Source organism: Gammaproteobacteria bacterium, assembly GCA_041395725.1.
Lineage (GTDB): Bacteria > Pseudomonadota > Gammaproteobacteria > Pseudomonadales > Pseudohongiellaceae > NORP240.
In genome coordinates, this window is record JAWKZW010000001.1 from 1,059,536 (window position 1) to 1,078,625 (window position 19,090).

A 19,090-nucleotide genomic window follows, 5' to 3' on the forward strand; every position below is an offset into this window, starting at 1 on the left:
AAGATCAATCAAGGACTCGGCTAACGCCGAGCCCATTATCCAAGGCGTTATGTGTTTGTGAGATATCGACAATGGAACTAATATTTCTAAAGAAAATAATAGATATCCTGGTAGACTTCTTAAAAAATCTTTTCAAACAAAAGTCTTTAAGGAAAGATTGTAAGGCAGCTGGTGATAAAGTCTCAGAAGCAATTAAGGAGTTGCTTTCACTCAGACCCAATTTGAATAAAGTTAAGGCGTTATTGTCTGATGCGGAAAAGCTATGTCCTACTCAATCTGAAGATCTATTCAGAGCAAAGGAAATGCTTGAATCAATACAAATTGCTTCTAGATCTATAGAAAAAAGTGTTCCATCGCTTGGCACGAAAACTTCGAAGGGCAAACAAAGCCGCAAGACCACTTCAAAGAAAAAGAAAGCGCGGAAAAAAGTTAGGGCTCCTAGGTACACGGCTAAAAAAAAGGCTAAAGCAAAAATAGCACCTGCTAAGAAAAAACATTACGTACCTAAGAAGTAACCGTTCATTTTAGGGCGGTCTTGACGACCATCCTCACTTGACTTTCTCGATGATATTGAGAAGCCCGGGGGAGATTTTCCATTGCCGCTGGTCTTCGCCCAATACGATAACTGTTTTCCGGTTGATCCTTATGATCGTTCCAAATATCTTGCCTTCAGCGCTATCAAAGTGGACTTTTTGACCAATGCGAAGCTGACGAAGAACGTTGAAGTCCTGGTGTGCCCGCAGCTCATCAATGCGGCGGCAGATAATCTCGTTGAGGTCGAGTAGTTGCTCGAGGCTCATCTCCTCAATCTGCATGCCTCAACCCCCTAACTAATTGCACTGGTATTGTTATGGAATAATGCCGAGCGCAACGGGTTTTCTGCAAACCGTATTTTCCAAAGTCTGGGCGTCAGGTCTTCCACCCGACTGGCCGGATGCTCACTAATGCGCAACAGTACATCGGTCAAGTAAGTATAAGGGTTAATATCATGTAACCGACACGTCGTGATCAAGCTCTGAATAATACCCACGTGTTCGGCTCCAAGCTCTGTCCAACAAAATAGCCAGGATTTTCGCCCCATCGGAATGGGTCGAAGTGCCCGCTCCAGATGGTTGGTGTCCAGTGGCACATCAGGGTCTTCCAGAAAGACGCACAGTTTGTGTTCTCGAGTTATCACGTAACCCAATGCCTTGAGAAAAGGATTTGATGGCGTTAGATCAGTTCGCTGAAGCTGCTCTTCGCACCAGACAAAGAAGCCATCCACTACGACTTTGCTGTGCGCCTGGCGGTACTGTTGCTTATTATCACCTGTCAATTTTTTCTCGACGATTTCAGCTTCAATACGGTACAGCGCCGCAATAAAGTCCAGCGCACGACGAACAGATTCGGGCTCCTGCACTTCAGCCTCGATAAACTGACGGCGGCTATGCACCCAGCACTGGGCATGCGTAATGCCCTGATTCAGCTCAGCATACCGGGCATAGGCAGCATAACCGTCACTGATCAGAGTACCGGTAAAGCGCTGTTGCAACACAGCCTCAATATGCCGCCGACTCCGGCTATCGGAATAGGTGAACACCACCTCGTCTTGCTCGCCGTATAATGGCCAGAACCAGCCCTGTTTGAGCTTGCCCTTACCGGCCTTGCCCGCCTTGATTGGCGTCTCATCCATCGCCAGTACACGGCTACGCAGTAAATTGTCCAATTGCACATCCACCACCGGGAGAAGCAAATCAGTGGCGCGCTTGACAAGATTGGTCAGGGTAGCCCGACTCAGTGTGATTCCTGCCTGAGTAATGCGCTGGTGCTGGCGGTACAGCGGCAGGTGATACTGGAACTTATCCACCAAAAGCCCGGCCAGTAAACTGACATCGGCAATGCTTTTATCCAGCACGTTGAACGGTGCCGGGCTGGGTAAAGGTTGATCGCCGCCCTTGCGCTTGATCACAGGTCGGTCGTAACGCAAAATGAAGTAACTGGCTGGACGCTGCGCCAGGCGAAACGTGCTTTTGGTGGCAATAATTTCAAATTGATCTGCCTCAGGGCCGCTGAGTTGTGGCGGGTTGATCGCTATCACCTCAACCGGTACCTCATCGCTGAACCGCAGGCCGCTGTCATTGACGCAGTCATCCGGACGCTGCTTGCCGGCTTTTCCCCGGGCGTAAGTGATAATGACTTTCTCACCTTCAGCAGGAGTCTCGCTGGCGGGTTCGCCCAGCAAGCTCCCCTGACAGGGGTTTTCAACCGGTCGTTTCTCCGACTTTTGGCCAAACAGCTGTCTCTCGAACCAGGCCAGGCGGTGTTTCAGCGCTGAATTTTCTTCACGCAGGGCGAGTACTTCTTTCGCGGAAATAATATCGGAATCCAGGCTTGGAGCTGTGCGGGGATCGGCGCTTAGCATGGGCCAGAATTATACCAAAACTAGCTTCACGCAGCATGTTCGTAGCGCTTGAATCGACGATATTTTTGTACTTCAACACCGTCAAGAATAAGCTGCAAATCTGCCCAGGTTAAATGGCGCTGGCCAGTCGAGGAACTGCGCACCTGGAACCGGCCCTGCTCCAGGCGTTTACTCCAAAGGCAAAATCCAGAGGACTCAAAGTACAGCACTTTCATCTGGGTTTTGCGTCTATTGATAAACACGAAATAATGGCCACTGAGCGGATCATGGCCCATTTGGTTTTTGGCAAGCGCACCCAGTCCGTTGAACGACTTGCGCATATCAGTGGGTTCAGTGCAAAGCCAGATCCTGCTATGGCTTCCTGCAACAAACATTAACCTTGGCTCAGTTTGAGTTCCACGCCGTTGCCAAGACTGAGCACAATATGCCAGTGACCGGTTCCTGCTTGCAGGGCGGCAAGGTCGATAAACTGAGGAGTAATGTTAGGACTAATCTGGACCTGCTCATCGCTCAGGCGCTTGCGCCATTTGCAAAAGCTGGCGTAACCAATGGTATTATCTTTGCAAAAATGCGTTCCCGTCTGGCCACTTTGTTGCCATTGTTCAATAATGGCTTGCCACTGAGCGGGTGTACGGCGTGATTGGTGCGCCATGTTGTTACCTCCTGTATGAGCGGGGAGGTCAGAATATCGCGCGAGGCAGAGGGTTGACAGGGCGCCTTAGAATGAGCGGTTACCCTAAGAAAGGTTCCGCTAAAAAACGGATAGCCAAAAAGCGAGCATAAATATGTTCTTACTCACACATAACAATCTGCTCAAAACGGGACGGGGCACTGCGCGCCCCGCCCCTTAGCAAGGGCGTTGAGGCTGTAGAAAAACCCCTATACCGTTCGTTCTGATATATAATGTAGCCCTCACAGACAAAGAGGCTTTTCTGTTGCCTAACTTCAAACATTACGATTACAACCAGTCTTCTATGGTTGTCATCAACTACGAAGACCAGCTCCAGCCCGGTACTTTCGAGCACACCATCCACCACCTGATCGATAACAAGCTGGACCTGTCCGTTTTTCATCCCAACTACCGCAATGATGACAATGGCCGCCCGGCCTACGACCCGGCGATTCTGCTGAAGATCATCCTCTTCGCCTACTCCAAGGGCATTACTTCCAGCCGCGAGATACAGTGGTGCTGCGAGACCAACATCCTGTTCAAGGCTCTGTCCTGCGACAGCGTGCCCCACTTCACCACCATCGCGCATTTTGTCAGTACCCATACCGATGAGATCGAAGCCCTGTTCGAACAGATTCTGCTGGTCTGCCACCAACAGGGGCTGCTGGGCAATGAACTGTTTGCCATCGACGGCTGCAAGATGCCCTCCAATGCCGCTAAGGAGTGGTCCGGCACATTCAAGGAACTTGAGGAGAAGCGTGACAAGATCCGGCGTCGCATCCGCCATCAGTTGACCGAGCACCGGCGCCTGGACAAGCAGGACCCGGACAACCAGGCCCGGGTTGAGCGTTCGAAACAGACCCTGGAAACGCTCGATAAGGCCTGCGACCGCATCGACCGCTTCCTAAAGCAGGCGGCCCCAAGGATGGGACAAGGTCGCCGGCGCACGCAAGGCGCAGGGGCAATGGCGCTTGTATTGCATGGTTCACAATATTGAGAAGTTGATGAATTACGGGAAGCTGGCGGCATCACCGTGAGAGGATGAGCGAATATCTGATCGATCTGGGTAAATTCAGATGGAAACGTCAAATACAAACGAATCGATAAATGGTCATAGGTAGAGAGACAATAATACCAGCTTGGGAAGGCCTGACTTGTCAGTCGGTTTTTCTACAGCCTCGTTATGCGCCAATTTGAGATTTGTGAAGCCGTCCATGCACCTTGAAGAGTTGTCGTCGGAGAATTTGGGAGAGGTTCTGGCACTAGAGGTTCGCGAAGACCAAAAGGGCTTTCTCCCCTCGATAGATTCGTCTATCGAAATGGCAAAGGCATACCCTGATGCCGTTTGCCTAGCAGTTTGTGTAAGTGGCACTGTATGTGGGTTCGCACTTTATGGAACCGATGAGGAATCGGGGTCGTGGAAGATATTCAGGCTACTGATAGATAGGCGTTTTCAAGGCCAAGGTTTTGGCCGACGCGCGATGAATCTCCTGTTATCAAGACTGTGTGCAAAACATGCAGCTCACGAAGTGAGGATTGTCTATAGAGACTCTAATGAGGCCGCTAGACAGCTATATGATAGTCTTGGTTTTATCGAGTATGAACGACGTGGCGATAAAATACTTTCGAAGGCCACACTGGCTAGCGCATAACAAACTGTTCCTGAACGACCAAGGACAAGTGTCACGTCGCTTGCTTGCGCAACCAACGCGCCAATTTACCTTGGCGCCAGAACAAGGGCGTTATGTTGCTGGTCAGATTATGAGTTGGCTACAAATACTAGGAATTGTGTTTCTCTCGCTTGTAGCGATGTTTTGGTACTTCGATTGGAACACGAAACGAAGTTACAAGCCTACGAAGTCAGATTTGAAAAGCGTTATTGAGCGCACTTTGGATGACTCAATAGATTTAGGAAAATTTGATGAGATTTCGAGTGTGCCAATTCACTATTCAGTAGAACTTGAATCTATCCGCAAAAAGTACGTAGAAATTGTGAACAATCCAAATTTTATTGATCGGGAGATAACGAGAGAGCTGGTAGTCCCTCTCTCACCAGAAGGTAAATCGAAACTTAGAAGGTTGCTGGGTGAGCTTGAAGCACTCGCAACATAACAATCAAACCAAAATAGGATGCGGCTTGCGCCGCACCTATTGTTACGGGCGTTATGCAGCTTGACACCGTTGCGCAACACGCTACACTAAGTGGATGATCAAGTCCTTCAAGCACAAAGGATTGCGCGAATTTTACGAGTCCGGCAAGACTAGAGGCATCCAGGCCCAGCACAGCAAAAAGCTTAGAATGCAACTAGCTGCGCTAGACTCAGCGAAATCTATTGATGATATGAACATCCCTGGCTACCGCCTACATCCATTAAAAGGCAGCCGAAAGGGGTTTTGGTCAATTACTGTTAGCGGCAATTGGAGAGTCACTTTCCAATTCTTCGATGGCAATGTGTACATTGTCGACTATGAGGATTATCACTAATGGGTATGCATAACCCCCCACATCCTTGCGAGTTCATTCAGACCACATATATGGAACCATTCGGCCTAAGCTGCCGGTACTTGTCAGAGCAGCTTGATGTAGCTCCTTCAACACTGAATCGAGTGTTAAAGCAGCAAAGTGGGGTTGGCCCAGAAATGGCGCTGAGGCTCTCAAAAGCGCTTGGGCGAAGCCCGGAAAGCTGGCTTGCAATGCAGGATGCTCATGACCTTTGGCAAGTGAAAAGAAGCGTGAAACTAGGAAAAGTGCAGAGAGTCAATCTTGACGCTGCATAACAATTAAATCAAAAAGGACGGGCCGCTACGCGGCCCGCTCTATTATTACAGGCGTTAGGCATCAATCGAATTTATCAAGGAGGCAAAAAATGTCCGTAAAAAATGGTAGTTGCGGGTGTGGAAATTTAAAATACTCTATTGACGGTGAACCAATAAATTCGCTGTTTTGCTATTGCAAAGAATGCCAAATTCTTACTGGCTCGGATAAATGGTTTGGGGTATGGATTCCAAAAGATAATTTTAAAATTGTTAGTGGTAGTCCTGTTATCTTTACTCGTAAGGGTAGCTCAGGAAAAGACATGAATTATCTATTCTGTGAAAAATGCGGAGTAACAATATGCGCAGAAGTTACAGTAGGTAATTTTTATTCAGTTGCCGTATCCACTTTAAATAATTCAAATGAGTTTGTACCAGCAATGGCAATTTATACAGCTTCAGCTCCAAATTGGGCGGTGTTTCCTGAAGGAGTGCCTAAGTTTGAAATTTTACCCCCAAACCTGGGTGCTTAAATGCCTAACAAATTGCTCAACCTGAAGCCATACCTCCGCTTCGTTTCGCCCATGCACTGCGTGCATTTTATGGGCTACACTACGCTCCCGGCATGGCTCAGGTTAGCAAGGCGTTATGTTCCTTTGAGATATGAAGACATACCCAATGATCAACGACGAAGGAGAGATACACGGTTTCGAGATCGGTAATCTGCTCGTAACCCGTAAAGGTGTACTGAGAATAGTTGAACGCATTCCCGAAGTTACTGTAACTTTAAAGCCGAAACTATTTGCGCGTCCGCCACAGCATGATGTTTTCTGTCAATTTCAGTATCAGGGACAAGAATTTGAGATTGAAGAGCCATGGGGTGACAACTCTCGCTACTTAATTAGCGCTGTACCGCCAGGGCCTTGCCCGCAGATGGAGTTTATTGAAAGGGCTTTTGCCGAAGCGCGGAGTTGGCGGAACATAACAAACAAATCAAAAAGGAAGCGCTAACGCGCTCCTATTATTAAGGGCGTTACTGAGGCTTGTGATCAACAGATAAGCCGGCTGAAGTTCAACGCGAGTAGTTGGCTAGACATTCTAAAGAGCCAGCACGTGTTGTCAGGAGCAGCGACTCCGAAAGGCTCTCCAGCAGCACCTTGGAAGTCATCGCAGAAAAGTGGCGCTGTTCGATACGGGCCATAAGCCAGGCTGGCGACCCGTCGAATCTGGAGTTACTGTTATGGGGCGGTCAGTAATTAGCCGCGGTGAATCCGGGAGAGTATCATTTTTTTCGAAGTGGCAAAGAACACGTCAGGAGTAGCCGTAATGGGCCACAGTAACCATACTTTCAAAATGGGACACGGCGCTGCGCGCCGCGCCCCTTAATCTGGGCGTTGAGGCTGTAGAAAAACCCCTATACCGTTCGTTCTGATATATAATGTAGCCCTCACAGACAAAGAGGCTTTTCTGTTGCCTAACTTCAAACATTACGATTACAACCAGTCTTCTATGGTTGTCATCAACTACGAAGACCAGCTCCAGCCCGGTACTTTCGAGCACACCATCCACCACCTGATCGATAACAAGCTGGACCTGTCCGTTTTTCATCCCAACTACCGCAATGATGACAATGGCCGCCCGGCCTACGACCCGGCGATTCTGCTGAAGATCATCCTCTTCGCCTACTCCAAGGGCATTACTTCCAGCCGCGAGATACAGTGGTGCTGCGAGACCAACATCCTGTTCAAGGCTCTGTCCTGCGACAGCGTGCCCCACTTCACCACCATCGCGCATTTTGTCAGTACCCATACCGATGAGATCGAAGCCCTGTTCGAACAGATTCTGCTGGTCTGCCACCAACAGGGGCTGCTGGGCAATGAACTGTTTGCCATCGACGGCTGCAAGATGCCCTCCAATGCCGCCAAGGAGTGGTCCGGCACATTCAAGGAACTTGAGGAGAAGCGTGACAAGATCCGGCGTCGCATCCGCCATCAGTTAACCGAGCACCGGCGCCTGGACAAGCAGGATCCGGACAACCAGGCCCGGGTTGAGCGTTCGAAACAGACCCTGGAAACGCTCGATAAGGCCTGCGACCGCATCGACCGCTTCCTAAAGCAGGCGGCCCCAAGGATGGGACAAGGTCGCCGGCGCAAGGAAGTGAAGAGTAATATCACCGACAATGAAAGTGCCAAGATGACCACCAGCAAGGGCACGATCCAGGGGTATAACGGGGTTGCAACGGTCGACGGCAAGCATCAGGTCATTGTGGACGCCCAGGCTTTTGGGGAAGGCCAGGAACACCATACCCTACAACCGGTTATCGAGGCAGTCCGGGGACGCCTCAAGAAACTCAAGATCAACAGGAACCTCAGCAAGACCGGCACGGTAATCACTGCTGATACTGGCTTTGCCAATGAAGCCAACATGAAATACCTGAAGGATAACGGCCTCAATGCCTATATCCCGGACAACCAGTTCCGCAGCCGCGATCCCCGCTTTGCGGATCACAAAAACAAGTACGGCAAGAAGCCGGCAGTAACCGGCAAGCCCTGGGGCGGAGACAAGAAGAAGGCCGTTATCCCCGGCAGTGAGTTTACCTTTGATGCCAAGGCGCTGGTCTGCATCTGCCCCCAGGGAGAGACGCTCAGCTATAACGGAACCCGCACCAATGCCCAGGGTGACAAAGTGGCTTACTTCGAGGGACGCTTATTACAATGCCGACACTGTCCGAGGAAGAAGGCTTGTATGCACAACCCGGAATCCGCTGACCACCGAAAGGGGCATGGCAGGCAGGTGTCCTTTGTCCTAAAGCAAGCCGGCAAGCGGGAGTCCAGCACCCCGTATACCGACTGGATGAAGGCCAGGGTTGATAGTGAGCAAGGTAAGGAAATTTATGGGCACCGGATGTCGGTGGTGGAGCCGGTGTTTGGTAATATCGGAACCAACAAGGGTTTGAATCGGATCAGTCTGCGAGGCAAACGCAAGGCGCAGGGGCAATGGCGCTTGTATTGCATGGTTCACAATATTGAGAAGTTGATGAATTACGGGAAGCTGGCGGCATCACCGTGAGAGGATGAGCGAATATCTGATCGATCTGGGTAAATTCAGATGGAAACGTCAAATACAAACGAATCGATAAATGGTCATAGGTAGAGAGACAATAATACCAGCTTGGGAAGGCCTGACTTGTCAGTCGGTTTTTCTACAGCCTCGTTATGTGCATAGAGTAACTATCGAGTATGAAGATACTTTCACTACACATTAAGGGTACCATCGCAATTTTCGCGGCACTCTCTATCAGCGCCAGTATCGCTTGTACTTGTATGTACATGGGAGTATTTGAGGAATATTCAAAACTTCACCCAATAGTGGTCAGAGGTACGGTACGCGGGCATGGAGATACACTACCTAATCGTTCTGATTACTTCAAAACAATGACCGTAACGGTTTCTGAAACAATTAAAGGGAACTTTCCTCATACTTCGTTCGAGTTTTACGGGGATACAGGAATGTCTTGCCTTCGCTACATAACACTTGAAGACTACCCTATCGGCAGCGAGCACTTATTCATCCTCGAAAGCGAGGAAGCACTCCAACCTCTTCTAGTTTGCGGAGAGTCATCAGTTCTTATAACTGGGAGTACTGTCCAGGGGCATTTTAGAGACGCGAATGGATACCATATATATCAACAAGATCTTAATGAATTTATAACCAATTTGAGATGAAGGCACATAACAATCAAGTCAATAAAGGACGCAGCCTGCTCCGCACGGTTTGCGAATGGCTCCGCCATTTTATCGCAAACCGCACTCCACAGACTGCGCCCATTACTAAGGGCGTTGAGGCTGTAGAAAAACCCCTATACCGTTCGTTCTGATATATAATGTAGCCCTCACAGACAAAGAGGCTTTTCTGTTGCCTAACTTCAAACATTACGATTACAACCAGTCTTCTATGGTTGTCATCAACTACGAAGACCAGCTCCAGCCCGGTACTTTCGAGCACACCATCCACCACCTGATCGATAACAAGCTGGACCTGTCCGTTTTTCATCCCAACTACCGCAATGATGACAATGGCCGCCCGGCCTACGACCCGGCGATTCTGCTGAAGATCATCCTCTTCGCCTACTCCAAGGGCATTACTTCCAGCCGCGAGATACAGTGGTGCTGCGAGACCAACATCCTGTTCAAGGCTCTGTCCTGCGACAGCGTGCCCCACTTCACCACCATCGCGCATTTTGTCAGTACCCATACCGATGAGATCGAAGCCCTGTTCGAACAGATTCTGCTGGTCTGCCACCAACAGGGGCTGCTGGGCAATGAACTGTTTGCCATCGACGGCTGCAAGATGCCCTCCAATGCCGCCAAGGAGTGGTCCGGCACATTCAAGGAACTTGAGGAGAAGCGTGACAAGATCCGGCGTCGCATCCGCCATCAGTTAACCGAGCACCGGCGCCTGGACAAGCAGGATCCGGACAACCAGGCCCGGGTTGAGCGTTCGAAACAGACCCTGGAAACGCTCGATAAGGCCTGCGACCGCATCGACCGCTTCCTAAAGCAGGCGGCCCCAAGGATGGGACAAGGTCGCCGGCGCAAGGAAGTGAAGAGTAATATCACCGACAATGAAAGTGCCAAGATGACCACCAGCAAGGGCACGATCCAGGGGTATAACGGGGTTGCAACGGTCGACGGCAAGCATCAGGTCATTGTGGACGCCCAGGCTTTTGGGGAAGGCCAGGAACACCATACCCTACAACCGGTTATCGAGGCAGTCCGGGGACGCCTCAAGAAACTCAAGATCAACAGGAACCTCAGCAAGACCGGCACGGTAATCACTGCTGATACTGGCTTTGCCAATGAAGCCAACATGAAATACCTGAAGGATAACGGCCTCAATGCCTATATCCCGGACAACCAGTTCCGCAGCCGCGATCCCCGCTTTGCGGATCACAAAAACAAGTACGGCAAGAAGCCGGCAGTAACCGGCAAGCCCTGGGGCGGAGACAAGAAGAAGGCCGTTATCCCCGGCAGTGAGTTTACCTTTGATGCCAAGGCGCTGGTCTGCATCTGCCCCCAGGGAGAGACGCTCAGCTATAACGGAACCCGCACCAATGCCCAGGGTGACAAAGTGGCTTACTTCGAGGGACGCTTATTACAATGCCGACACTGTCCGAGGAAGAAGGCTTGTATGCACAACCCGGAATCCGCTGACCACCGAAAGGGGCATGGCAGGCAGGTGTCCTTTGTCCTAAAGCAAGCCGGCAAGCGGGAGTCCAGCACCCCGTATACCGACTGGATGAAGGCCAGGGTTGATAGTGAGCAAGGTAAGGAAATTTATGGGCACCGGATGTCGGTGGTGGAGCCGGTGTTTGGTAATATCGGAACCAACAAGGGTTTGAATCGGATCAGTCTGCGAGGCAAACGCAAGGCGCAGGGGCAATGGCGCTTGTATTGCATGGTTCACAATATTGAGAAGTTGATGAATTACGGGAAGCTGGCGGCATCACCGTGAGAGGATGAGCGAATATCTGATCGATCTGGGTAAATTCAGATGGAAACGTCAAATACAAACGAATCGATAAATGGTCATAGGTAGAGAGACAATAATACCAGCTTGGGAAGGCCTGACTTGTCAGTCGGTTTTTCTACAGCCTCGTTATGCGCCAATTTGAGATTTGTGAAGCCGTCCATGCACCTTGAAGAGTTGTCGTCGGAGAATTTGGGAGAGGTTCTGGCACTAGAGGTTCGCGAAGACCAAAAGGGCTTTCTCCCCTCGATAGATTCGTCTATCGAAATGGCAAAGGCATACCCTGATGCCGTTTGCCTAGCAGTTTGTGTAAGTGGCACTGTATGTGGGTTCGCACTTTATGGAACCGATGAGGAATCGGGGTCGTGGAAGATATTCAGGCTACTGATAGATAGGCGTTTTCAAGGCCAAGGTTTTGGCCGACGCGCGATGAATCTCCTGTTATCAAGACTGTGTGCAAAACATGCAGCTCACGAAGTGAGGATTGTCTATAGAGACTCTAATGAGGCCGCTAGACAGCTATATGATAGTCTTGGTTTTATCGAGTATGAACGACGTGGCGATAAAATACTTTCGAAGGCCACACTGGCTAGCGCATAACAAACTGTTCCTGAACGACCAAGGACAAGTGTCACGTCGCTTGCTTGCGCAACCAACGCGCCAATTTACCTTGGCGCCAGAACAAGGGCGTTATGTTGCTGGTCAGATTATGAGTTGGCTACAAATACTAGGAATTGTGTTTCTCTCGCTTGTAGCGATGTTTTGGTACTTCGATTGGAACACGAAACGAAGTTACAAGCCTACGAAGTCAGATTTGAAAAGCGTTATTGAGCGCACTTTGGATGACTCAATAGATTTAGGAAAATTTGATGAGATTTCGAGTGTGCCAATTCACTATTCAGTAGAACTTGAATCTATCCGCAAAAAGTACGTAGAAATTGTGAACAATCCAAATTTTATTGATCGGGAGATAACGAGAGAGCTGGTAGTCCCTCTCTCACCAGAAGGTAAATCGAAACTTAGAAGGTTGCTGGGTGAGCTTGAAGCACTCGCAACATAACAATCAAACCAAAATAGGATGCGGCTTGCGCCGCACCTATTGTTACGGGCGTTATGCAGCTTGACACCGTTGCGCAACACGCTACACTAAGTGGATGATCAAGTCCTTCAAGCACAAAGGATTGCGCGAATTTTACGAGTCCGGCAAGACTAGAGGCATCCAGGCCCAGCACAGCAAAAAGCTTAGAATGCAACTAGCTGCGCTAGACTCAGCGAAATCTATTGATGATATGAACATCCCTGGCTACCGCCTACATCCATTAAAAGGCAGCCGAAAGGGGTTTTGGTCAATTACTGTTAGCGGCAATTGGAGAGTCACTTTCCAATTCTTCGATGGCAATGTGTACATTGTCGACTATGAGGATTATCACTAATGGGTATGCATAACCCCCCACATCCTTGCGAGTTCATTCAGACCACATATATGGAACCATTCGGCCTAAGCTGCCGGTACTTGTCAGAGCAGCTTGATGTAGCTCCTTCAACACTGAATCGAGTGTTAAAGCAGCAAAGTGGGGTTGGCCCAGAAATGGCGCTGAGGCTCTCAAAAGCGCTTGGGCGAAGCCCGGAAAGCTGGCTTGCAATGCAGGATGCTCATGACCTTTGGCAAGTGAAAAGAAGCGTGAAACTAGGAAAAGTGCAGAGAGTCAATCTTGACGCTGCATAACAATTAAATCAAAAAGGACGGGCCGCTACGCGGCCCGCTCTATTATTACAGGCGTTAGGCATCAATCGAATTTATCAAGGAGGCAAAAAATGTCCGTAAAAAATGGTAGTTGCGGGTGTGGAAATTTAAAATACTCTATTGACGGTGAACCAATAAATTCGCTGTTTTGCTATTGCAAAGAATGCCAAATTCTTACTGGCTCGGATAAATGGTTTGGGGTATGGATTCCAAAAGATAATTTTAAAATTGTTAGTGGTAGTCCTGTTATCTTTACTCGTAAGGGTAGCTCAGGAAAAGACATGAATTATCTATTCTGTGAAAAATGCGGAGTAACAATATGCGCAGAAGTTACAGTAGGTAATTTTTATTCAGTTGCCGTATCCACTTTAAATAATTCAAATGAGTTTGTACCAGCAATGGCAATTTATACAGCTTCAGCTCCAAATTGGGCGGTGTTTCCTGAAGGAGTGCCTAAGTTTGAAATTTTACCCCCAAACCTGGGTGCTTAAATGCCTAACAAATTGCTCAACCTGAAGCCATACCTCCGCTTCGTTTCGCCCATGCACTGCGTGCATTTTATGGGCTACACTACGCTCCCGGCATGGCTCAGGTTAGCAAGGCGTTATGTTCCTTTGAGATATGAAGACATACCCAATGATCAACGACGAAGGAGAGATACACGGTTTCGAGATCGGTAATCTGCTCGTAACCCGTAAAGGTGTACTGAGAATAGTTGAACGCATTCCCGAAGTTACTGTAACTTTAAAGCCGAAACTATTTGCGCGTCCGCCACAGCATGATGTTTTCTGTCAATTTCAGTATCAGGGACAAGAATTTGAGATTGAAGAGCCATGGGGTGACAACTCTCGCTACTTAATTAGCGCTGTACCGCCAGGGCCTTGCCCGCAGATGGAGTTTATTGAAAGGGCTTTTGCCGAAGCGCGGAGTTGGCGGAACATAACAAACAAATCAAAAAGGAAGCGCTAACGCGCTCCTATTATTAAGGGCGTTATGTTTCTCAATACTTTCGGGCATGAGCAACACGCGCAGCTAAAGGTTACTAAGTATGAGATTTACGGTTGCGATACTGACATTGATCATCGGACTCACCGGATGTTCCCTCGGCGGACCCAGGCAGTTCGAGAATCACTTCATTTCGATGAATGAAACTATTGCAGATGAACATGTGCAATATAGCAACGGAAATCTCACAATCGATGGGGAACAGATTGCATTGCCGAGCGGAGAAACGCTCAATGTAAGCTATAGGAAAAATCCTAAGGTTATGAGGTATACAGTTAAAGTCGACGGTACTACTGTTGCGGATGTTGAAGTTACGTCCGAAACATAACCATCAATTCAATTAAGGACGCGGCAAGCCGCGCCCATTAACAACGGCTACATGGACTCCCCCAAGTGTCAAGCGCTGATGGTATTAGACCTTAAGGTATAGACTGCAGCTCTACATTCGGCCTTCGGATGAGTTGTTCTGTCAACTCGGGCCCAGATGAATATTCGCTAGTGAAATCGGCCTCATTCGTTAGACGATCTTTCTGATCACCCTTGTTACCAGGCTCTGATTTCATCGGTCTGACCTGTTTGTCATCTACCGCCTTCGCAGGACTCGGTGGGTATCTCTTGTAAATTCTTATTAGTTAAATTGTGTTCAATACAGTGCGTTAAATTTACTCGTCGTTCACACAGGCATCGTTCGATAGCTTTCCTGCTTCATCATCAAGGTCCATATTAACCTCGCATTTCTGGCCGCCAACGCGACCACTGCCCGCAAGTAGCCTCGGCGAGCAATCAGGTCCCTCAGCCAGCAGCTGACCCTGTCTTGTTTATCTCTCAAATTGGCCACCACTGCTCTAGCACCGTGTACCAGACAAGTGCGCAAATATTGGTCCCCTTTCTTCGTAATACGGCCCAGTTTGATCTTACCCCCTGTCGTGTATTGCCTGGGAACCAGTCCTAACCACGCTGCAAACTGCCGACTATTCTTGAACATCTTTGGGTTGGGTACGCTGGCCACTACGCCGCTAGCCGTCTGTTCTCCTATGCCAGGGATTGTCATTATTAGCCTGGCAATTGGGTGTTCTTTCACCAGCAATGCAAGTTCTCGATCATAGTCTTGAATCTGATCACTGGCCTGTTTGATACGCTGCCATAGATTGGCAATAACCCGCCTCGCAGTCATCGGCAAGCTATTCTCAGCATCTTCCAATATGCCCACTATCGCCTGCTGAGCCGGATAACGGCCTTTGGGCATCACAATGCCAAACTCACTCAGCAGGCCTCGAAGTTGGTTGATCATGCTAGTTCTGTCACGTACCAAGCCCTGGCGTACTCGATGTATACACAACACCGCCTGTTGATCCGGCGTCTTGATTGGGACAAACCAGATATTGGGCCGTAATACTGCTTCACAAATGGCCTCGGCATCGTTATTGTCATTCTTACTGCCCTTGCGGTATGGTTCAACAAACTTGGCCGCAATAAGGCCTACTCGGTGCCCGAGCTTAATGAACTCGCGGCCCCAGTAATGTGCGCCTGAGCAGGCCTCCATGCCAATGAAACAGGGTGGGCACTGAACGATGAAAGGCAATAGCTTGTTTCGCGATAACGACTTGCGTAGAACAACCTTACCCTGCTCGTTCATGCCGACGACACTGAAAGAATTTTTGGCCAAGTCTATACCGATGGTTGTAATATTCATTTGGGCTCCCCTTACTGTTAAGTGTATTGGTAACACATTCACTTTGGCACATTGCGATGCCGTTAGATAGGGGGAGTCCATTTCATTCGTTATGTAGCCAATAGAGATCAGCGATGGAGTCTAGAATCAGCATAATCACTTTGGGAGTTGAGGATCTAGAGAGGTCGCATCGCTTCTACAACCAGGGATTAGGATTTCCGACTTCACGCGATCCTGAGCAAGGAATAGTCTTTTTCCAAACTAGTGGAGTTTGTTTAGCCTTGTATCCTCTAACTAAGCTGGCCGAGGACGTATCCCCGTCACTATCAGCCAAGCGCAGTGGCTTTTCCGGGATAACGATTGCTCACAATACTAAGTCTAGAGAGGAAGTAGATGCTGTTCTGAAACTAGCCGAAAACGCTGGCGGCAGGATCGAGAAGCCTGCTCAAGATGTCTTTTGGGGAGGGTACAGCGGTTACTTCTCTGACCCAGATGGCTACTATTGGGAAGTAGCATATGCTGATAGCTGGGAGTTTAATAACGATGGTAGCCTGGTCATCGAATAGGCTACATAACAATCAAATCAATCAAGGACTCGGCGTAGCCGAGCCCATTATCCAAGGCGTTGAGGCTGTAGAAAAACCCCTATACCGCTCGTTCTGATATATAATGTAGCCCTCACAGACAAAGAGGCTTTTCTGTTGCCTAACTTCAAACATTACGATTACAACCAGTCTTCTATGGTTGTCATCAACTACGAAGACCAGCTCCAGCCCGGTACTTTCGAGCACACCATCCACCACCTGATCGATAACAAGCTGGACCTGTCCGTTTTTCATCCCAACTACCGCAATGATGACAATGGCCGCCCGGCCTACGACCCGGCGATTCTGCTGAAGATCATCCTCTTCGCCTACTCCAAGGGCATTACTTCCAGCCGCGAGATACAGTGGTGCTGCGAGACCAACATCCTGTTCAAGGCTCTGTCCTGCGACAGCGTGCCCCACTTCACCACCATCGCGCATTTTGTCAGTACCCATACCGATGAGATCGAAGCCCTGTTCGAACAGATTCTGCTGGTCTGCCACCAACAGGGGCTGCTGGGCAATGAACTGTTTGCCATCGACGGCTGCAAGATGCCCTCCAATGCCGCCAAGGAGTGGTCCGGCACATTCAAGGAACTTGAGGAGAAGCGTGACAAGATCCGGCGTCGCATCCGCCATCAGTTAACCGAGCACCGGCGCCTGGACAAGCAGGATCCGGACAACCAGGCCCGGGTTGAGCGTTCGAAACAGACCCTGGAAACGCTCGATAAGGCCTGCGACCGCATCGACCGCTTCCTAAAGCAGGCGGCCCCAAGGATGGGACAAGGTCGCCGGCGCAAGGAAGTGAAGAGTAATATCACCGACAATGAAAGTGCCAAGATGACCACCAGCAAGGGCACGATCCAGGGGTATAACGGGGTTGCAACGGTCGACGGCAAGCATCAGGTCATTGTGGACGCCCAGGCTTTTGGGGAAGGCCAGGAACACCATACCCTACAACCGGTTATCGAGGCAGTCCGGGGACGCCTCAAGAAACTCAAGATCAACAGGAACCTCAGCAAGACCGGCACGGTAATCACTGCTGATACTGGCTTTGCCAATGAAGCCAACATGAAATACCTGAAGGATAACGGCCTCAATGCCTATATCCCGGACAACCAGTTCCGCAGCCGCGATCCCCGCTTTGCGGATCACAAAAACAAGTACGGCAAGAAGCCGGCAGTAACCGGCAAGCCCTGGGGCGGAGACAAGAAGAAGGCCGTTATCCCCGGCAGTGAGTTTACCTTTGATGCCAAGGCGCTGGTCTGCATCTGCCCCCAGGGAGAGACGCTCAGCTATAACGGAACCCGCACCAATGCCCAGGGTGACAAAGTGGCTTACTTCGAGGGACGCTTATTACAATGCCGACACTGTCCGAGGAAGAAGGCTTGTATGCACAACCCGGAATCCGCTGACCACCGAAAGGGGCATGGCAGGCAGGTGTCCTTTGTCCTAAAGCAAGCCGGCAAGCGGGAGTCCAGCACCCCGTATACCGACTGGATGAAGGCCAGGGTTGATAGTGAGCAAGGTAAGGAAATTTATGGGCACCGGATGTCGGTGGTGGAGCCGGTGTTTGGTAATATCGGAACCAACAAGGGTTTGAATCGGATCAGTCTGCGAGGCAAACGCAAGGCGCAGGGGCAATGGCGCTTGTATTGCATGGTTCACAATATTGAGAAGTTGATGAATTACGGGAAGCTGGCGGCATCACCGTGAGAGGATGAGCGAATATCTGATCGATCTGGGTAAATTCAGATGGAAACGTCAAATACAAACGAATCGATAAATGGTCATAGGTAGAGAGACAATAATACCAGCTTGGGAAGGCCTGACTTGTCAGTCGGTTTTTCTACAGCCTCGTTATGTTCCTTGAGTAGCCGGAAGAAAATGAATGTTTAGTTTTTTTAGGACAATTCGAAAAGCGCTATTTGAAACTCACATGTTTCGAATGTACTTGGGCTATGCTCTAGGAGAGATTCTACTAGTTATTATTGGAATTCTAATTGCCTTACAAATCAATAACTGGAATGAAGCAAACCAAGCTCGTGAACTAGAACTTAGACAGTTAGCTGAGATTAAAGATGCACTTGCCGCTGACTATATCTACTTTAATGAGCATATAGCCATGAGAAACGGATATGTGTCAGATAGTATTGAATTCTTTGAAAACTATATTTTGACTGGCGAACTTGATGATACACGTGTGAATCAGCAATTTGCTAGATTAGGGTGGTATTTCCAAGTTCAGTTCAATGCCAGCCCATTTGATGCATTGAAGTCTTCAGGGCTGGACAAAATCACTAATCCCGATCTAAGGCAAGGATTGGTACATTTATACGATTTTATTTACCCGAGATATACGCAATTTTTCCAAAGTATTATCGAATCTTCGTTAGAGATATTTGAGGCAGAGGCGGAAGTGTTGCTAGGCGATTACGAATTAGTAATCATTGACGGGAAGATTGATGACTATAGACGGCCGATAAATACTGACGATCTAGCAACAAACCCAAACTTTCTTGGAGCATATATATCAGCAAAAAATAGATTGCTTAGCACCAACCGATACATTGATGAGATAAAGATTGAAATGTTGAATACCATCGAGTTGCTGGATCAAGAATTAGAGAGCGAAACATAACAATGAAATCAAAAAGGACGCGCGTACCACGCCTATTATTAAAAGCGTTATGTGCCTCGATGTGTCCGACATCTATCAATCTTTCAATCA

General features: G+C 49.1%; 22 protein-coding genes and 1 pseudogene. 18 read left to right on the plus strand and 5 right to left on the minus strand.

Features of this window, described 5'->3' with window-relative positions; genetic code table 11:
* The first annotated feature begins 71 nt into the window (after positions 1 to 71).
* Positions 72 to 515, plus strand: coding sequence for a hypothetical protein (locus R3F50_04650; GenBank protein MEZ5489595.1), 444 nt, complete (start codon positions 72 to 74; stop codon positions 513 to 515).
* A gap of 33 nt (positions 516 to 548) precedes the next feature.
* On the opposite strand, the gene R3F50_04655 is transcribed toward R3F50_04650, so the two are convergent.
* From R3F50_04655 to R3F50_04670, 4 genes are read right to left on the minus strand one after another with little or no spacing between them, the layout of a single operon-like run.
* A complete protein-coding gene (locus R3F50_04655) occupies positions 549 to 815 on the minus strand; it encodes a transposase (protein ID MEZ5489596.1) in 267 nt (88 codons plus the stop codon).
* Between the two features lie 11 nt (positions 816 to 826).
* A complete protein-coding gene (locus R3F50_04660; GenBank protein MEZ5489597.1) occupies positions 827 to 2,401 on the minus strand; it encodes an IS66 family transposase in 1,575 nt (524 codons plus the stop codon).
* A gap of 26 nt (positions 2,402 to 2,427) precedes the next feature.
* Positions 2,428 to 2,775: an IS66 family insertion sequence element accessory protein TnpB gene (gene tnpB / locus R3F50_04665; GenBank protein MEZ5489598.1), complete on the minus strand. Its 348-nt coding sequence runs from the start codon at positions 2,773 to 2,775 to the stop codon at positions 2,428 to 2,430.
* Positions 2,775 to 3,053 carry an IS66 family insertion sequence element accessory protein TnpB gene (locus tag R3F50_04670; GenBank protein MEZ5489599.1) on the minus strand — a complete coding sequence of 93 codons (279 nt, stop codon included), beginning with the start codon at positions 3,051 to 3,053 and terminating at the stop codon, positions 2,775 to 2,777. Before R3F50_04670 ends, tnpB begins: the two co-directional genes overlap by 1 nt.
* Positions 3,054 to 3,336: 283 nt before the next feature.
* Between R3F50_04670 and R3F50_04675 the strand changes: the two are divergent.
* The 14 genes and pseudogenes from R3F50_04675 to R3F50_04740 all read left to right on the plus strand — a co-directional run bounded on the left by R3F50_04675 (position 3,337) and on the right by R3F50_04740 (position 14,431).
* Positions 3,337 to 4,014: pseudogene (locus tag R3F50_04675) on the plus strand (transposase).
* 656 nt (positions 4,015 to 4,670) lie between these two features.
* Positions 4,671 to 5,183: a hypothetical protein gene (locus R3F50_04680; GenBank protein ID MEZ5489600.1), complete on the plus strand. Its 513-nt coding sequence runs from the start codon at positions 4,671 to 4,673 to the stop codon at positions 5,181 to 5,183.
* A 94-nt stretch (positions 5,184 to 5,277) separates the two neighbouring features.
* Positions 5,278 to 5,556: a type II toxin-antitoxin system RelE/ParE family toxin gene (locus R3F50_04685; GenBank protein ID MEZ5489601.1), complete on the plus strand. Its 279-nt coding sequence runs from the start codon at positions 5,278 to 5,280 to the stop codon at positions 5,554 to 5,556.
* Entirely contained in the window at positions 5,556 to 5,849 is a 294-nt protein-coding gene (locus R3F50_04690; GenBank protein ID MEZ5489602.1) for a HigA family addiction module antitoxin, read from the plus strand. Before R3F50_04685 ends, R3F50_04690 begins: the two co-directional genes overlap by 1 nt.
* 89 nt (positions 5,850 to 5,938) lie before the next feature.
* Positions 5,939 to 6,358: a GFA family protein gene (locus R3F50_04695; GenBank protein MEZ5489603.1), complete on the plus strand. Its 420-nt coding sequence runs from the start codon at positions 5,939 to 5,941 to the stop codon at positions 6,356 to 6,358.
* A 145-nt stretch (positions 6,359 to 6,503) separates the two neighbouring features.
* A complete protein-coding gene (locus R3F50_04700; GenBank protein MEZ5489604.1) occupies positions 6,504 to 6,836 on the plus strand; it encodes a hypothetical protein in 333 nt (110 codons plus the stop codon).
* A 459-nt stretch (positions 6,837 to 7,295) separates the two neighbouring features.
* The gene (locus tag R3F50_04705; protein MEZ5489605.1) at positions 7,296 to 8,894 is read left to right on the plus strand and encodes an IS1182 family transposase; all 1,599 of its coding nucleotides are present in this window, start codon (positions 7,296 to 7,298) and stop codon (positions 8,892 to 8,894) included.
* Between the two features lie 846 nt (positions 8,895 to 9,740).
* Positions 9,741 to 11,339: an IS1182 family transposase gene (locus R3F50_04710; protein MEZ5489606.1), complete on the plus strand. Its 1,599-nt coding sequence runs from the start codon at positions 9,741 to 9,743 to the stop codon at positions 11,337 to 11,339.
* Positions 11,340 to 11,901: 562 nt separating this feature from the next.
* Positions 11,902 to 12,414 carry a hypothetical protein gene (locus R3F50_04715; GenBank protein ID MEZ5489607.1) on the plus strand — a complete coding sequence of 171 codons (513 nt, stop codon included), beginning with the start codon at positions 11,902 to 11,904 and terminating at the stop codon, positions 12,412 to 12,414.
* Positions 12,415 to 12,508: 94 nt separating this feature from the next.
* Positions 12,509 to 12,787, plus strand: a complete 279-nt coding sequence (locus tag R3F50_04720) for a type II toxin-antitoxin system RelE/ParE family toxin (protein ID MEZ5489608.1) — start codon at positions 12,509 to 12,511, stop codon at positions 12,785 to 12,787.
* On the plus strand, positions 12,787 to 13,080 hold the full coding sequence (locus R3F50_04725; protein ID MEZ5489609.1) for a HigA family addiction module antitoxin: 294 nt from the start codon (positions 12,787 to 12,789) through the stop codon (positions 13,078 to 13,080). Before R3F50_04720 ends, R3F50_04725 begins: the two co-directional genes overlap by 1 nt.
* 89 nt (positions 13,081 to 13,169) lie before the next feature.
* The gene (locus R3F50_04730; GenBank protein MEZ5489610.1) at positions 13,170 to 13,589 is read left to right on the plus strand and encodes a GFA family protein; all 420 of its coding nucleotides are present in this window, start codon (positions 13,170 to 13,172) and stop codon (positions 13,587 to 13,589) included.
* A gap of 145 nt (positions 13,590 to 13,734) precedes the next feature.
* Complete coding sequence (locus tag R3F50_04735) at positions 13,735 to 14,067, plus strand: hypothetical protein (GenBank protein MEZ5489611.1); 333 nt, start codon at positions 13,735 to 13,737, stop codon at positions 14,065 to 14,067.
* Between the two features lie 79 nt (positions 14,068 to 14,146).
* The gene (locus tag R3F50_04740; protein MEZ5489612.1) at positions 14,147 to 14,431 is read left to right on the plus strand and encodes a hypothetical protein; all 285 of its coding nucleotides are present in this window, start codon (positions 14,147 to 14,149) and stop codon (positions 14,429 to 14,431) included.
* Positions 14,432 to 14,776: 345 nt separating this feature from the next.
* Here the strand turns inward: R3F50_04740 and R3F50_04745 are convergent, their stop codons facing one another.
* A complete protein-coding gene (locus tag R3F50_04745) occupies positions 14,777 to 15,796 on the minus strand; it encodes an IS110 family transposase (protein MEZ5489613.1) in 1,020 nt (339 codons plus the stop codon).
* Positions 15,797 to 15,909: 113 nt separating this feature from the next.
* On the opposite strand from R3F50_04745, the gene R3F50_04750 reads away from it, so the two are divergent.
* From R3F50_04750 to R3F50_04760, 3 genes are all read left to right on the plus strand, one after another.
* Positions 15,910 to 16,341, plus strand: coding sequence for a VOC family protein (locus tag R3F50_04750; GenBank protein MEZ5489614.1), 432 nt, complete (start codon positions 15,910 to 15,912; stop codon positions 16,339 to 16,341).
* A 135-nt stretch (positions 16,342 to 16,476) separates the two neighbouring features.
* On the plus strand, positions 16,477 to 18,075 hold the full coding sequence (locus R3F50_04755; protein MEZ5489615.1) for an IS1182 family transposase: 1,599 nt from the start codon (positions 16,477 to 16,479) through the stop codon (positions 18,073 to 18,075).
* A 175-nt stretch (positions 18,076 to 18,250) separates the two neighbouring features.
* The gene (locus tag R3F50_04760) at positions 18,251 to 19,000 is read left to right on the plus strand and encodes a DUF6090 family protein (GenBank protein ID MEZ5489616.1); all 750 of its coding nucleotides are present in this window, start codon (positions 18,251 to 18,253) and stop codon (positions 18,998 to 19,000) included.
* Positions 19,001 to 19,090 lie beyond the last annotated feature (90 nt).